The sequence below is a fragment of the Cohnella baijiui genome (assembly GCF_020731285.1).
Lineage (GTDB): Bacteria > Bacillota > Bacilli > Paenibacillales > Paenibacillaceae > Cohnella.
Genome location: NZ_JAJFOW010000046.1, coordinates 23,608 through 36,325, shown reverse-complemented (window position 1 = coordinate 36,325; position 12,718 = coordinate 23,608). Strand labels below are relative to the sequence as shown.

Genomic DNA, 12,718 nt, shown 5'->3' with positions numbered 1-12,718 from the left:
ATCGCCCGGACGGGTATAAAGTCACAAGACGGGAAAGGGGAGAGGCGAATGTACCGTAAACTGAAACAGGCGCTGAACGCCAGCGATCCCGCCGCGTTTACCGACTTCGTGACGAGGCTGCAGCCTTACGATCTGGCCGAGATATTCAAGCTGCTGGAGCCCGACGAGCAGGTCGAAGCGACCGGGCGACTCCCGACGCCGCTCGGGGCCGAGATTCTTGAGCACCTCGAGCCGGATTCGCAGTACCGCATTCTGAATCGGCTCAGCCATGAAACGGCCGCCGCCCTGCTGAACGAGATGTCGAGCGACAGCGTTGTCGACCTCTTGCTCGCCATCCACCCGCACCAAGCGGACAAGATGATGGACGCCCTCCCGCCGGATTACCGGGAGAAGATCAGCACCTTGATGACGTTTCCGCCGGATTCGGCGGGAAGCTTGGCCACGGTCGACTATCTCGCCGCGAGAAATGCCTGGACCGTCGATCAGACGCTTCAGCATATACGCAAGGTCGGCCATGAGGCGGAGCTTGTCTCTTACATCTATGTCCTGGACACGTACGGCAAGCTCGCCGGCGTCATCTCGCTCAAAGAGATGATCCTCGCCCAGCCGGAGACGCTGCTCGCGGAAATCATGCGGAAGGACGTCGTCGCCGTCCCCGCGGAGATGGACCAGCAGGAGGTCGCCTCGATTCTGTCCCGATACGACTTGTATGCGATCCCCGTCGTGACGCAGGATCGGCGGCTCATCGGCATCATCACCGTCGACGACCTGATCGACGTCATCCACGAGGAAGCGACCGAGGACATCCAGAAGCTCGGGGGGAGCCAGCCGCTGGATGTGCCCTATTTCAAAAACTCGATTTGGGGACTGTTCCGCAAGCGCATCGGGTGGCTGCTCGTGCTGTTCGTCGCGGAAGCTTATACGGGGAATGTGCTCCGGCATTACGAGACGACGCTGGAGGAAGTGGTGGCGCTGTCGTTTTTCATCCCGCTGCTGATCGGAACCGGGGGCAACTCGGGCACGCAGATCGTCACGACGCTCGTACGGGCGCTGGGCATCGGGGAAGTGAAGGTCCGAGATCTCTGGAGGGTGCTCCGCAAGGAGGTGCTCACCGGGCTTTTCCTCGGCCTTAGTATGGGCGCCATCGCTTTCTTGCGGGCGCAGCTGCTCGGCGTCGGCTTCGACATCGGCGCGGTAGTCGCCACTACGGCGCTCTTCATCGTCATCTGGTCTTCGATCGTCGCGGCGATCCTGCCACTTCTCCTTCATCAATTCAAGGTGGACCCCGCTGTCGTTTCCGGCCCCTTGATTACGACGCTCGTGGACGGCACCGGCCTGATCATCTACTTTACGATGGCACGAATGATTTTGCATATTGGGTAGCGATCGATAACGCATGGCCTAGCGCGAATGGATGAGTCCCTGTTGGCTTTATGGTCGCCCACCTAAAGCTTGCATCCTTCAATAGCGATCCCGAACTTTTGGAGATGTATCTCCTTCCGGTTGCTGATCCACCCCACAAAGTGATGTATCGCTCCGAAGCGGTATCTGATACTTTGCGGGGACCCCGGGATGCCGCCACGAAATCCGAAATGGCAACCCCGTCATAAGGGGATTTCGCGGCGGCAAAAGGCAAACGCTTCGCTCCTCCAGGAGATACATCCCTTCTTTTTCTCATCGCTACTTCGAGAATGAATATCCAGGGCTAACCTAATAGAGCCTTTTTGCGCTAATCCATACGATGTATACGATTTTTCGAATACAAAGGCACCCTTTACGGCAATCGAGCTGGTTTTTATTCGATTTTTCATATATCTTTTGCGATCTTTCGTCGTCGGCACTCCTTTCTGTATGAAATTTCGAATACAATCCACGCTTCGACTTCAAGTCGGGGCTCGGCCAATCCGTGGCCGTCTGTTCTTCACCGGTCAGAGAGGGGAGCGGCCAGACACGCGACGTATCCAAAAAACGGACCGTCCCTATCGGAACGGCCCATTCGGGCAAAACGGCGGCGGTTACAGCACCTTGGAGAGGAACAGCTTGGTCCGCTCTTGCTTCGGCTCCGCGAATATCTCGCGCGGGACACCCTCCTCGACGATGGCGCCCTGCTCCATGAACAGGAGGCGGTCGCCAGCCTCGCGCGCGAAGCCCATCTCGTGGGTGATGACGACCATCGTCATCCCTTCCGCGGCGAGCGTCTTCATGACGGCGAGCACCTCGCCGACCATTTCGGGGTCGAACGCGGAGGTCGGCTCGTCGAACAGCAGAATCTCCGGCTCCATCGCCAGCGCGCGGGCGATCGCGACGCGCTGCGCCTGGCCGCGCGCCAAAAACCCCCTGCGGCCTTCCTCGGAAGGGCAGGGGGTTCGGCATTACGCGTCTCCTATTCGTCCTGGAACAACGGGGTGGACAAGTACCGTTCGCCCGTATCGGGCAGCAGCGTCACAATCGTCTTGCCCTTGTACGCCGGCTGTTTGGCGAGCTGAACGGCCGCGTACGCGGCGGCGCCCGAGGAGATGCCGACGAGCAGCCCCTCCGATTTGGCCAAGGCGCGCGCCGTTTCGAAGGCATCCTTGTTTTTCACCTTGTAAACCTCGTCGACGACGGACGGATCGTAATTGTCGGGCACGAATCCGGCGCCGATGCCCTGGATCGCGTGCATCCCTTTGACGCCGCCCGACAGCACCGGGGAGTCGATCGGCTCGACGGCCACGATCCGAATCGCCGGATTGCGCGACTTGAGCGCGGAGCCGACGCCGGAGATGGTGCCGCCCGTCCCGACGCCCGCCACGAAGACGTCGACCCGACCTTCGGTATCCCGCCAGATCTCCTCCGCGGTCGTCGTCCGGTGAATGTCCGGATTCGCCGGATTGCTGAATTGCTGGGGAATATACGAGCCGGGGATTTTGGCGGCGAGCTCCTCCGCTCGCCGGATCGCGCCCGCCATCCCCTCCGTCGCGGGCGTCAGCACCAGCTCGGCGCCGAGGGCGGTCATGAGCTTGCGGCGCTCGACGCTGAAGCTCTCGGGGAGCGCGATGATGAGCCGGTAACCTAGGGCGGCTGCCGCGAAGGCGAGCCCGATGCCCGTATTGCCGCTGGTCGGCTCGATGATGACGGAGCCCGGTCCGATGAGCCCCTTCTCCTCCGCGTCCTTGATCAAAGCATAGCCCAGCCGGTCCTTGACGCTGCCCGCCGGATTGAAGTGCTCCAGCTTGGCGATCAGACCGCTTTCGCTCTCCACGCCCTGCTCCCGGGCGAACCGCGAGAGGGCGAGCAGCGGGGTATTGCCGATCAGTTCGGTCAAATTTCCCGCGATTTTCATCGCATGGCACTCCTTTCGCACCTTCGGAATTCCAATCAATTTAATGGGGAATATTCCTCTATCCTACTTGGAATGGATTGGAAATGCAACCGAACGCGGCACCGGCAGCCTCCTCGGACGATGCTATGGAAGGAGCCGATCGACAATCGGGGCGAGCTCGCGCAACTGCCGAATCGTCCAATCGGCATCGGCCGGCGGCTCGCCGTAGGCGTTCTCTTTCCAAATGGCACCAAGGCCCGCCTGCCGCGCCGCTTGGACGTCGTTTTCCGCATGATCGCCTATCATGAGCGCCTCTTCGGGCCGCGCACCCAGACGCCGCAGCGCCAGATCGAAGATCAAGGGGTCCGGCTTGCGCAGCCCTTCCCGCTCCGAGATGACGATGTCGTCGAAGTACGCATGCAGGCCCAGCGCGCGGATATTGCCGTCCTGAAAAGCAGTGAAGCCGTTCGTGACGATGCCGAGCTTCAGCCCCTTGCCCCGCAGATGCTTCAGCATCTCGTACAGTCCGGAGAAACCGACGCAGTGGCGGGAGAATGACGTGACATAGTCCGCGAGCAGCGCCTCCCAGTCACCCTCCACGCCGAACTCGTGCAAGAGCGACTGGTAGACGCGATCCTTCCACACATAGCCGCGCTCGTCCAATTCGAGAAATCGGCGCACGAAAACCGGCTTGTCCACATGATGGAAAGCCGGCGTTCGGTCGTATTGGTCTGCCGCATAGGCCCGCAGCGAAGCGTCGCGATCGAGCAGCGTGCCGTCGAGGTCGAACAGAATCGCCTTGAGCATGGAGTTCCTCCCTGGGGTCGAGATTTGCTTGCTTATGTATGTACGCGCCTTCATCCTACCGCCGGGAATTGCATCGCTACCTGCGTCCCTTTCCCCTTCTCGCTTTGGTACGTAATTTTGCCCCCCATCGACTCGACGATCCGAAACACGACCATCGTGCCGAGTCCGGTCCCTTTCTCTTTCGCGGAAAAATACGGCGTCCCGAGCCGTCCAAGCTGCTCCGGAGTCATGCCCTCGCCGTCGTCCAGCACCTTCACGATGACTTCGGCTTCCTGCCGGAACGATTGGACCTCGATGATCCCGCCTTCCGGCATCGCTTCGATCGCGTTTTTCACGACGTTAATGATCGCCTGCTTGAACCTGACGGTATCGCCAAGGACGAAATGCCCCGGTTCGCACAACGCTCTCAGCTCGATGTTCTGCATCGTCGCGAACGGCGTCATCGTCTGCACGGCCGTCTCGATCAAGTTGCTGACGTCGAGCGGTTCCCGATGCTCCTCCGGTTGGCCCTTGGCCATGTTTAGATAGTCGCTGATGATGAATTCCGCCCGGTCGAGCTCGGCAATCGAGGTCGTCATGTAGAGTCGGGTCCGCTCGTCCTTGGAGGTGCTTAACAGCTGCAGGAAACCTTTGACGACGGTGAGCGGATTGCGGACCTCGTGCGCGATGGACGCGGCCATCTCGCCGATCATATTCAGCCGCTCCGCCTCTCTCAGACGCTCTTGATAGGTCGATAAAATGTACATCTGCTCGATGAGGAATGAGACGATGGGCAGCGTAATGATCGTGACAACCTGGAACACGATGAACGTCCATCGGTCTTCGCTGAGATTGGCATCGAACGTATGCGACAAATACAGCACCAGATTCAGCGTCACGAAGTAATGGGCGATCGAAGTCCCGAGCCCCCCTATCAGCTTGAGCGTCAGCGACGAGCGCTCATAGCGGCGGGCCCAGCCAAACGGGTACGCCAAGGCGGATGCGAGGGAAAGCATCTCGGCCCCGAACTGCCCTTCCGCGCCGGAGATGCTGAACGCCGCATAGATGACCGCCGCCATCGCTCCGGGCAGCCGGCCTCCGTACAGGATCGCGACGACGATCGGAATCGCGCCCAGATCCCACCGGAAGCCGCCCGCGTTCACGACCGGGAGCGTCATGCAAAGCACGGCGGCGCCCCCGCAGACGAGCGCGATCGCGTACCGATATAACGGCATCTCCGGCCGAATGCGATATCCAGAATATAGTAGCAGAATCGCAAAGAAAACAACCGGAATCTTGATGATTATTAGGTTAAGAAGCAGGTTTTGCAGCAACCGTTACACCTCGCTTACCGCGCATAGTCCTTATGGTCCAAGCTATTTTTACTATAAAAGATATGGTGATTATTTACAACGAAACACACGGCTTAATCGGCGGTTTCGAAAACAAAAAAAGGCTTCCCGCGGTCGGTCGGAACCGCGGAAAGCCATGGCAAACGATCACACGAGGAACATGCAGACGACGGTCGTCGCGTCAAGGCCGATCGGCACCGGCTTCGGACTGCGCCGCGCCGACGCTGATCGCGGCACGGAACACGCGAGCGCGTCGCCTCAACCGCATTAACGCTGCCGGGTAGTGAAAATTTGAAAGGTAACGCCGAACTTGTCCGTTACCACGCCGTAGGCAGGACTAAAATAAACCTCTTGCAGCGGCATGTTCACTTGACCGCCTGGCTGTAATGCTTCAAAAAACCGTTTTGATTTTTCAAGATCGTCCGTCGTCATGCAGATGGAAACTTGATTTCCGCCCTGATGGGGCTGTCCGGGCACAATATCGGCGACAAAAAGCTCACCTTCGCCTGCCTTCAGTACGGCGTGTGCAATACGTTCCTTCGCATGTGCCGGCAAAGGATGATTGGGATCGTTAGGCGCATCTCCAAAAGTTTGCTTAAAGACCACTTTAGCATCCAACGATTTTTCGTAAAACGAAATCGCTTCGCCGGCATTTCCGTCCAAGAATACGAACGGAATCAATTGTACAGTCAACCTAACCAGCTCCTTTGGTTTTTTCTCATGCTTTAGACTTCAACTGAATTGTAATCGTTAATAGTGACAAGTATTGTCATAAAATCGCAGCAAATTGACGGTTGAAACTTTCGGCGAAATGGTTATACTATTTAGAAAATACTGCACATTCGATGACGGGGACAGTAGCGATTGACAGAAGTTCAAGCGAGCCGGGAGGGTGGGAGCCGGTACGGCGTCAACCCGCGAAGCGCACCTCCGAGAAGGACTTCCGAACGCGATCAGTAGGAAGCCCCGGCCCCGGCCGTTAACCGGCGAGCGGCTAGACCCTTCCGTCTAGCAACGAGAGTGGTACCGCGAAGATCAGCCTTCGTCTCTTTGACAGAGACGAAGGCTTTTTTGATTTCCGAAGGAGGCGCAATCATGATTAGTCAAACGCTTGTCGCGCACATCGAGCAGTCCGTAAAAGGCTGGCTGCGCGAGCTCGGCCTGGAATACCCCGGCCATCTGACCGTCTATGTCGAACAGCCCGCGCATCTGGAGCACGGCGACTATGCGACCAATATCGCCATGCAGCTCGCCAAGGTGATGCGCCGGCCCCCGCTTCAGATCGCCGAAGGTCTGAAGGAGCGGCTGGAAAAGAACGGCCTGCTGGGCGGACTGGCGCGGTCCGTCGAAGCGGCACCCCCCGGCTTTCTCAATCTGCGTCTGGATTGGGGGCAATGGGCGCGTACCGCATTTTCGCTGCCCGCGAACCCGGACGGCAAGGCGGTCGTGGAGCATACGTCGATCAACCCGAACAAATCGGCCCATATCGGCCATCTCCGGAACGCCTGCATCGGCGATACGCTCGTGCGTCTCCTAAGGCGCGTCGGACACGAGGTGGAGGTGCACAACTACATCGACGACCTCGGCAACCAGCTCGCGGACACCGTGGTGGGCCTGCTGCACGTCCCGCTCCAACGGACGCATACCCGTTTCGGCGACTACTGCTGGGATCTCTATGCCCAGGTGAACAAGGCGTACGAAACCGACACGGAGTTGGCCGGCCGAAGAGCTGAAGTGCTGCACGCGCTCGAAGAGGGAGACGGAAATGTATCCTGGGTCGGTCTTACGGTCGCCGAGCGGATCGTCAGAGAGCATCTGGAGGAGATGGAGGCGTTCGGCATCCGCTACGACCTGCTCGTCTGGGAGAGCAGCATCGTGAGGGAGGGTTTCTGGGCTTCGGCATTCGAATTGCTGAAGTCGACGCCGCAGTTTTACCGGGAAACGTCCGGCAAGCTCGAGGGGTGCTGGGTACTGCGTCAACCTGATAGCGAAGCGGAGGATCGGGAGGCCGAGCATCAGACGGACAAGGTGCTCGTCCGCTCGAACGGCATATTGACGTATACCGCCAAAGACATCGCCTATCATCTGTGGAAATTCGGCCTGCTGAACAAGGATTTCCGGTACAAACGCTTCTCGGACGCCCTGTCTTCCACGCACCTGACGGGGACCGAAGCCGCGTACGGCCATGCGGATCTCGTCATCAACGTCATCGATTACCGGCAGCAGTATCCGCAGGCGATGGTCAAGCAGGCGCTCGAGGTGCTCGGGTACCCCGAGCAAGCGGGCAAGCTTCGGCATGTCAGCTATGGCGTCGTGTCGCTGAGCCCATCCGCCGCCGAGGAGCTCGGCATCGACACCTCCTCCGGCAAAGCCTCCTATGCGATGTCCGGCAGACAGGGCATCGGGATCAAAGTCGCCGAGCTGCTGGACTTGATGGAGGGCGTCATCGAAGACAAGCGTCCGGAGCGGGAAGGCCTGCCCGGCAGGCAAATCGCGGCGGCGGCGATCCGCTATTACCTGCTGCGCTTCGCCCTGTCGACGGAGGTCGTCTTCGACATTCAGCAGGCGACGGAGATTACCGGCAATACCGGGGTTTATCTGATGTACGCGCACGCGCGGGCGGCGAGCATTCTGAGCAGGGCAGAAGCGGATGGCGTCGATGCGTTCGCGCCCGGAGCGCTCGATCGGATCGAGAAGGCCGAGTATGCACTGCTGCGGCACGTGGCGAACTGGCAGGATGAATTGCTGGCCGCCTCGCGCGACTTGGCCCCGAACGCCATTTGCAACTACGCGCACGAGCTGGCCACGCTGTTCAACAACTTCTACGCCGCTTGCCCGATCCTCAAAGCGGAGGGAGACATCCGTGCCGCTCGTCTCTGGTTGACCTCCCGCTTCCGGGAAACGATAGCCGACGCGCTGGACGTGCTGGGCCTGCCTGCGCCGATCCGGATGTAAAGGGCTACGGTGTCGGCTAGGGAGATCGGGAACGAATGGTTCCTTCCGCACTCCCGGGCTGACGCTCGGTCCAGCCCAAATCGAAAGGCCTGCCTTCGCGCATTTGCAGCTAAGGCAGGCCTCTTCATTTTAGAATCCCATGCGCTCCGCTAGTCCTCGTAGGTTAGCAGCAACGATTGGAGGTCGATTTTCTATCGGGATCGCTTACCATCTCGCCTTCACGCTTCCGCGACGGACAGCCTTGCCTCCGCCTCCGAAGCCGCTTTGCCGAACCATTCCTCCGCCTCGCGAATTCGTACCGCGATGTCCGCCGTCGTCGTCACGCCGTACAAATGCGCCAGGGTGGCCGCCGTTTCGGGCGGAAAATCCCGCGAAGCATGTACCAGCCACGCGTCCGCTTGGATGGGCGTATGCAGGATGCGCAGAACCTCTACCAGAGGATCCAGCACGTATTTTTGATAATAGATGAGCGATTCCAGGAAAAGCCCGCGGGCCGTATACTTCACCGCCCGGCTCCGCTGGCCGTACAAGCCTCGGGCATGAAACAGCCGCTCGAGCAATTCCTGGCGAAGCGCCTCCCGATCGACATTCCGGTACTTCACGATTCCCGCTTTATCGAACAAGACGACAGGGACGACCGTGATGTCCTCTATAACGAACGGCGCAGGGATACCCTCGCTCTGAACCGTCACGTCCAGAAAGAGATGCGCAGGCGAATTCTCCAGGTGGTAAACCTTATAACGATTGTCCGCCGGTCGGCCAGGCTGCTCGTAAGCGAAGTCCAAGGAACCCATTTGTTTCAGACATGCCTCCAGCAGCCCAAACGCTTCGTCGGCACAGCCTTCGCGCGTGCAAATCACCAGATCGATGTCCGAATACGGGTCCACGCTCCCGGTCCCGTCGGCGCCTTCCAGCCACAGGGCGAGCATGCGCGGCTCTTTTTCGAGCGCAGGCACGATTGCGCTTAAGATTCGTTCCCGGCCGATCGTCATCCCGACCACCTGGACGATTCGGCGATGTAAAGCAGCGGGTTAAAATACTCCTGCTTGGCGGCCGTCGCTCCGAATGGCTCGATGTCCGTGCTGAATGCCGTAAAACCGGGCCTGCTCCTCCATTCCTCCATGACTGTCGTCTTGCCGGCTCCGCTCGCTCCCGCATCGACAAACAAAGGCAGCAAATGCGCCAATCGGAACCCCTCCCCCTCCACTTCTTCTGGTCTCCATCGTATACGGCGCAGGAACGGAACGTAAAGGGAAAGAACCGCTATAGCCGTTCGGAACTTCGGGCGCATCGTCTGTGCGGCCGCCCGGCAGCGCCGCCGGGAACGCCGACGCCGGCTTCGGCGCCGTCCCCCCCCTTCGTCCGGACCGTGCGTCTCCTTCGCGCGGCGCAAGTCGCGCCACAGCAGCCAGAACATCCACGCCAGCAGCGCCACGTTGACGGCGGCCACCCACGTATAGCCGTCGCCCAGGACGTTGCTGCTCGCTTGGCCCCCGCGAAAGCCGCCGAATCTCCCGATTGCATCCCAGCCGCGGCCTCCGCCGTCGGGAGGCGCGCCACCGCCCCCCTGCCACCCGCCGCTTCCGCCGCCGCTGCCGAAGCCGTTCCTGTGCGTTTGCTGAATGCCACCTCAGGCTGAAAAGCCGGGAAGCGAGGCACGGCGGTTTCGCGTCGGGAGTTGAAAAGAGGCAGGCGAACGTTTATCGTAATCTCATAATAAAACAGCGCGCGCGGTTCCCCGCTCGCCAGCAACGGACGAAGGAGCACGACAAAAATGGCCATCAACCGCAGACTCACGACGGACCCCGACTTCCAGGAAGCGCTGGACAAGCAGCTGCGCGTCCGGGTTTTTCAAGACGACCACATCATCGAAGCCGGCGGCATCCTCCTGCGCTTCGACGAAGATACCGTCGTCATCCAATCCGGCGTCAGCGATATCGCCTACCATGCCCGGAAGGCTTGCGAGTTTTTTGAACTCAAACGGCGTTAAGGCTCCCCCGGACGGGCCGACGCAGATTTAAGCCCATTTTGATCCATACCCGGCTCTGCCTCCGCATATTTATGTGCTATGACAAGGAGGCGAGCAACATCAGGAAAGCCATGGCACTGTACGCGATGATCGCGCTGCTGCTTCTTTTTTCGTTCCCTTCGGGCGCCAGGGCGGCTGCCGCATCCGGGCACAAGCTGGAGGCCAAGTATGCGAGCGAAGCCCAGTTCATCGTGATCGACAAGTCGGACAATACGCTCTCGTACTACGAGAAGGGCAAACTGATCAAGACGTTCCCCGTCGGGACGGGCAAGAAATCCTCCTACACGCCGGAAGGGCTTTTCACGATTCACGAGAAGATCAAAAACCGCCCCTACTACAAAGAGAAGATCAAAGGAGGCGACCCGAAAAACCCGCTCGGCGACCGCTGGCTGGGACTTCTGGTCACGCTCAAGAACGGCTCCGTCTCCTACGCCTACGGCATCCACGGCACGAACAACGAGAAATCGATCGGAAAATACGTCTCGGCCGGCTGCATCCGCATGCATAACAAGGACGTCCGTTGGCTGTACGACAAGGTCGAGACCGAAACCGCCGTGCTCATCCGCAAATAGCGTATTTATAGGCTTTTCTAGGCCTAATGCAGGCTTTGTTAGGACTTCTTTTTTTTGATCCGACCCGCTTGACGCCCCTCGAAAGGGTGGTGTATAGTTGACGCACATCGATCGTATTCCATACTTGCTCGACAGTGGGAAGCACCCGCGAGCGAGGCCTTCGGCCTCGGCTTGCCGGGTGCTTTTTTGCGCTGTCGACCCCATTCCCCGCAAAGGAGAGATTCGCAATGAGAAAGGCATGGAAGTGGAGTTGGATGGTGCTGTTGATCTGGATGTTCGCGCTGCCCGGAACGGCGGGCGCGGCCACGTACGAGCTGAGCGCGACCGCGAAGACGAACTTCGCCAAGATGAAGGCGGCTGCGGCGGCTCCGCTCGCCGCCAAGCTGCAGTCACAGTACGACGAGCTGCTCGCGCTGCAGAAGCAGGCGGACCAGTGGGACGCGCAGATCAAGGCGCTGCACGACCGCAACGAGGCGGCCGCGGCCGACGTTCGCAAGCGCGCCGCCGCGATCGACGCGGACAAGGTCGCGAAGCTCGACGCGCAGGTTAAGCAGGCCAAGGAGAAGTACAAGCCCTTGTTCGCGAGCTATGCCGCCTTGAACGACAAAATTTCGGCCGTCCGCCCGCTGAAGAACAAGGAGCTGAACGCGCTGCTGAAGCTGCAGGCAAGCACCATGAAGGTGACCGTGCAGCTCGCGCGGGAGGAGATCCGGGCCAAGGAAGCCGCGCTCAAGGCGGCCAAGACGACCGCTGCCGCCAGCGCCAAGAAGGTGCGGGCCGCCCTCGCCGAGACCGATCCGCTGAAGACGCGCATTCAGGCGGAGAAGAGCGCCTCCAGCACCGCGAAGAAGTCGCTAGCCGCCGTCTGGAAGACGTTCAACGCCGCCGTCAAGCAGCAGGACGCGAAGGGCGCGAGCGACACGCTCGCCACCTTGGGGACGCTGGCCCGACAGACGAACGACGCCAAGGCGAAGCAGCATGGGCTGGAGCAGAAGATCGCCGATGTCGTCGCCAAGTCCAAGTCGCTTCTCGCTTGACGCAGCAAGGCCGCCCGCTCCTGCGCATGCGGAGCGGGCGGCCTGTTGGAAAACGCCGAGATCGGACGCGGGACCTTAGTTGTATGGTACAATATTGTACTATACAACTTTTAGGGTGAGGAACAATTCCTATTTTTTGGTTGCATACGACAAAGCCAACCAGTAAGCTGTAGAAAAGCAAGACAAGACCGGAGGGTACGCCACATGACCGACCAAGATTCGGAGGCCGTCTTTCGCTCGCTGGAACGGGAGATCGCCGTCTTCGTTCGGCAGGCCGAGGCGGCGCGCATCGCGCATCTGAACTACAAAGACTTCGACCGTTCGACCTATTTGCTGCTCAGCTATTTGGAGGAGCGGGGGCCGCTCGGCATCAAGGCGCTCGCCGACGCGTGCCAGCTGGACGTCTCGACCGCGAGCCGGCAGACCGCCGCTCTGGAGGCAAAAGGATACGTCGAGCGCAAGACCGATCCGAAGGACGCCCGCATCAATCTGCTGCAGATCACGACTCCGGTTCCCGCTCTTCTGCAAGAGATCCGAGAAGCGCGGGCCGCCTTTTACGGAAATCTGCTCGAGGGCTGGCCGGAGGCGGACTGCCGGGCGTTCGCGGAGCTGCTCCGGCAGTTCAACCGGACGACCGAACGCCGCATCCAGCGCAAGAACGGCGGATGATTCAGCGCCCCCCACTG

The 12,718-nt window shown here is 60.1% G+C and carries 13 protein-coding genes, 1 pseudogene and 1 other annotated feature; of the genes and pseudogenes, 7 read left to right on the top strand and 7 right to left on the bottom strand.

The features are described 5' to 3' along the window. Positions 1-48 precede the first annotated feature (48 nt). Positions 49-1,383, top strand: coding sequence for a magnesium transporter (gene mgtE, locus LKX83_RS27565; RefSeq protein ID WP_227886053.1), 1,335 nt, complete (start codon positions 49-51; stop codon positions 1,381-1,383). Positions 1,384-2,015: 632 nt separating this feature from the next. Here the strand turns inward: mgtE and LKX83_RS27560 are convergent. The 4 genes and pseudogenes from LKX83_RS27560 to LKX83_RS27545 form a co-directional block, all read right to left on the bottom strand. Beyond that, positions 2,016-2,330, bottom strand: a pseudogene (locus LKX83_RS27560) (ATP-binding cassette domain-containing protein); the annotation flags it as partial. A 53-nt stretch (positions 2,331-2,383) separates the two neighbouring features. Next, positions 2,384-3,322, bottom strand: coding sequence for a cysteine synthase A (gene cysK, locus LKX83_RS27555; RefSeq protein WP_227886052.1), 939 nt, complete (start codon positions 3,320-3,322; stop codon positions 2,384-2,386). A gap of 123 nt (positions 3,323-3,445) precedes the next feature. Further along, positions 3,446-4,108, bottom strand: coding sequence for an HAD family hydrolase (locus LKX83_RS27550; RefSeq protein ID WP_227886051.1), 663 nt, complete (start codon positions 4,106-4,108; stop codon positions 3,446-3,448). 50 nt (positions 4,109-4,158) lie between these two features. Then, positions 4,159-5,322 carry a sensor histidine kinase gene (locus LKX83_RS27545; RefSeq protein ID WP_227886050.1) on the bottom strand — a complete coding sequence of 388 codons (1,164 nt, stop codon included), beginning with the start codon at positions 5,320-5,322 and terminating at the stop codon, positions 4,159-4,161. A gap of 253 nt (positions 5,323-5,575) precedes the next feature. On the opposite strand from LKX83_RS27545, the gene LKX83_RS34040 reads away from it, so the two are divergent. After that, complete coding sequence (locus LKX83_RS34040; RefSeq protein ID WP_255654936.1) at positions 5,576-5,710, top strand: hypothetical protein; 135 nt, start codon at positions 5,576-5,578, stop codon at positions 5,708-5,710. On the opposite strand, the gene LKX83_RS27540 is transcribed toward LKX83_RS34040, so the two are convergent. After that, positions 5,707-6,132, bottom strand: coding sequence for a VOC family protein (locus LKX83_RS27540; RefSeq protein WP_227886049.1), 426 nt, complete (start codon positions 6,130-6,132; stop codon positions 5,707-5,709). The two genes, LKX83_RS34040 and LKX83_RS27540, sit on opposite strands and share 4 nt — an antisense overlap. 143 nt (positions 6,133-6,275) lie before the next feature. Then, positions 6,276-6,492, top strand: a binding site (T-box leader). 42 nt (positions 6,493-6,534) lie between these two features. Between LKX83_RS27540 and LKX83_RS27535 the strand changes: the two genes are divergently transcribed. After that, positions 6,535-8,394: an arginine--tRNA ligase gene (locus LKX83_RS27535; protein WP_227886048.1), complete on the top strand. Its 1,860-nt coding sequence runs from the start codon at positions 6,535-6,537 to the stop codon at positions 8,392-8,394. Between the two features lie 218 nt (positions 8,395-8,612). Here LKX83_RS27535 and LKX83_RS27530 read toward each other — a convergent pair whose 3' ends face one another. Next, entirely contained in the window at positions 8,613-9,386 is a 774-nt protein-coding gene (locus LKX83_RS27530) for a hypothetical protein (protein ID WP_227886047.1), read from the bottom strand. Then, complete coding sequence (locus LKX83_RS27525; RefSeq protein WP_227886046.1) at positions 9,383-9,829, bottom strand: hypothetical protein; 447 nt, start codon at positions 9,827-9,829, stop codon at positions 9,383-9,385. The genes LKX83_RS27530 and LKX83_RS27525 overlap by 4 nt, the downstream gene beginning before the upstream one ends. Before the next feature lie 339 nt (positions 9,830-10,168). Between LKX83_RS27525 and LKX83_RS27520 the strand changes: the two genes are divergently transcribed. The 4 genes from LKX83_RS27520 (at position 10,169) to LKX83_RS27505 (ending at position 12,701) form a co-directional block, all read left to right on the top strand. Next, complete coding sequence (locus tag LKX83_RS27520) at positions 10,169-10,384, top strand: hypothetical protein (protein ID WP_227886045.1); 216 nt, start codon at positions 10,169-10,171, stop codon at positions 10,382-10,384. Positions 10,385-10,494: 110 nt separating this feature from the next. Then, positions 10,495-10,995, top strand: a complete 501-nt coding sequence (locus LKX83_RS27515) for a L,D-transpeptidase (protein ID WP_227886044.1) — start codon at positions 10,495-10,497, stop codon at positions 10,993-10,995. A 227-nt stretch (positions 10,996-11,222) separates the two neighbouring features. Then, positions 11,223-12,032 carry a coiled-coil domain-containing protein gene (locus LKX83_RS27510; RefSeq protein ID WP_227886043.1) on the top strand — a complete coding sequence of 270 codons (810 nt, stop codon included), beginning with the start codon at positions 11,223-11,225 and terminating at the stop codon, positions 12,030-12,032. A 204-nt stretch (positions 12,033-12,236) separates the two neighbouring features. Continuing rightward, entirely contained in the window at positions 12,237-12,701 is a 465-nt protein-coding gene (locus LKX83_RS27505) for a MarR family winged helix-turn-helix transcriptional regulator (protein WP_227886042.1), read from the top strand. Positions 12,702-12,718 lie beyond the last annotated feature (17 nt).

Coding starts and splice junctions, on each gene's coding strand:
- mgtE (WP_227886053.1), top strand. CDS start 49: ATGTACCGTAAACTGAAACAGGCGCTGAACGCCAGCGATCCCGCCGCG.
- cysK (WP_227886052.1), bottom strand. CDS start 3,322: ATGAAAATCGCGGGAAATTTGACCGAACTGATCGGCAATACCCCGCTG.
- LKX83_RS27550 (WP_227886051.1), bottom strand. CDS start 4,108: ATGCTCAAGGCGATTCTGTTCGACCTCGACGGCACGCTGCTCGATCGC.
- LKX83_RS27545 (WP_227886050.1), bottom strand. CDS start 5,322: ATGCCGTTATATCGGTACGCGATCGCGCTCGTCTGCGGGGGCGCCGCC.
- LKX83_RS34040 (WP_255654936.1), top strand. CDS start 5,576: ATGGCAAACGATCACACGAGGAACATGCAGACGACGGTCGTCGCGTCA.
- LKX83_RS27535 (WP_227886048.1), top strand. CDS start 6,535: ATGATTAGTCAAACGCTTGTCGCGCACATCGAGCAGTCCGTAAAAGGC.
- LKX83_RS27530 (WP_227886047.1), bottom strand. CDS start 9,386: ATGACGATCGGCCGGGAACGAATCTTAAGCGCAATCGTGCCTGCGCTC.
- LKX83_RS27520 (WP_227886045.1), top strand. CDS start 10,169: ATGGCCATCAACCGCAGACTCACGACGGACCCCGACTTCCAGGAAGCG.
- LKX83_RS27515 (WP_227886044.1), top strand. CDS start 10,495: ATGGCACTGTACGCGATGATCGCGCTGCTGCTTCTTTTTTCGTTCCCT.
- LKX83_RS27510 (WP_227886043.1), top strand. CDS start 11,223: ATGAGAAAGGCATGGAAGTGGAGTTGGATGGTGCTGTTGATCTGGATG.
- LKX83_RS27505 (WP_227886042.1), top strand. CDS start 12,237: ATGACCGACCAAGATTCGGAGGCCGTCTTTCGCTCGCTGGAACGGGAG.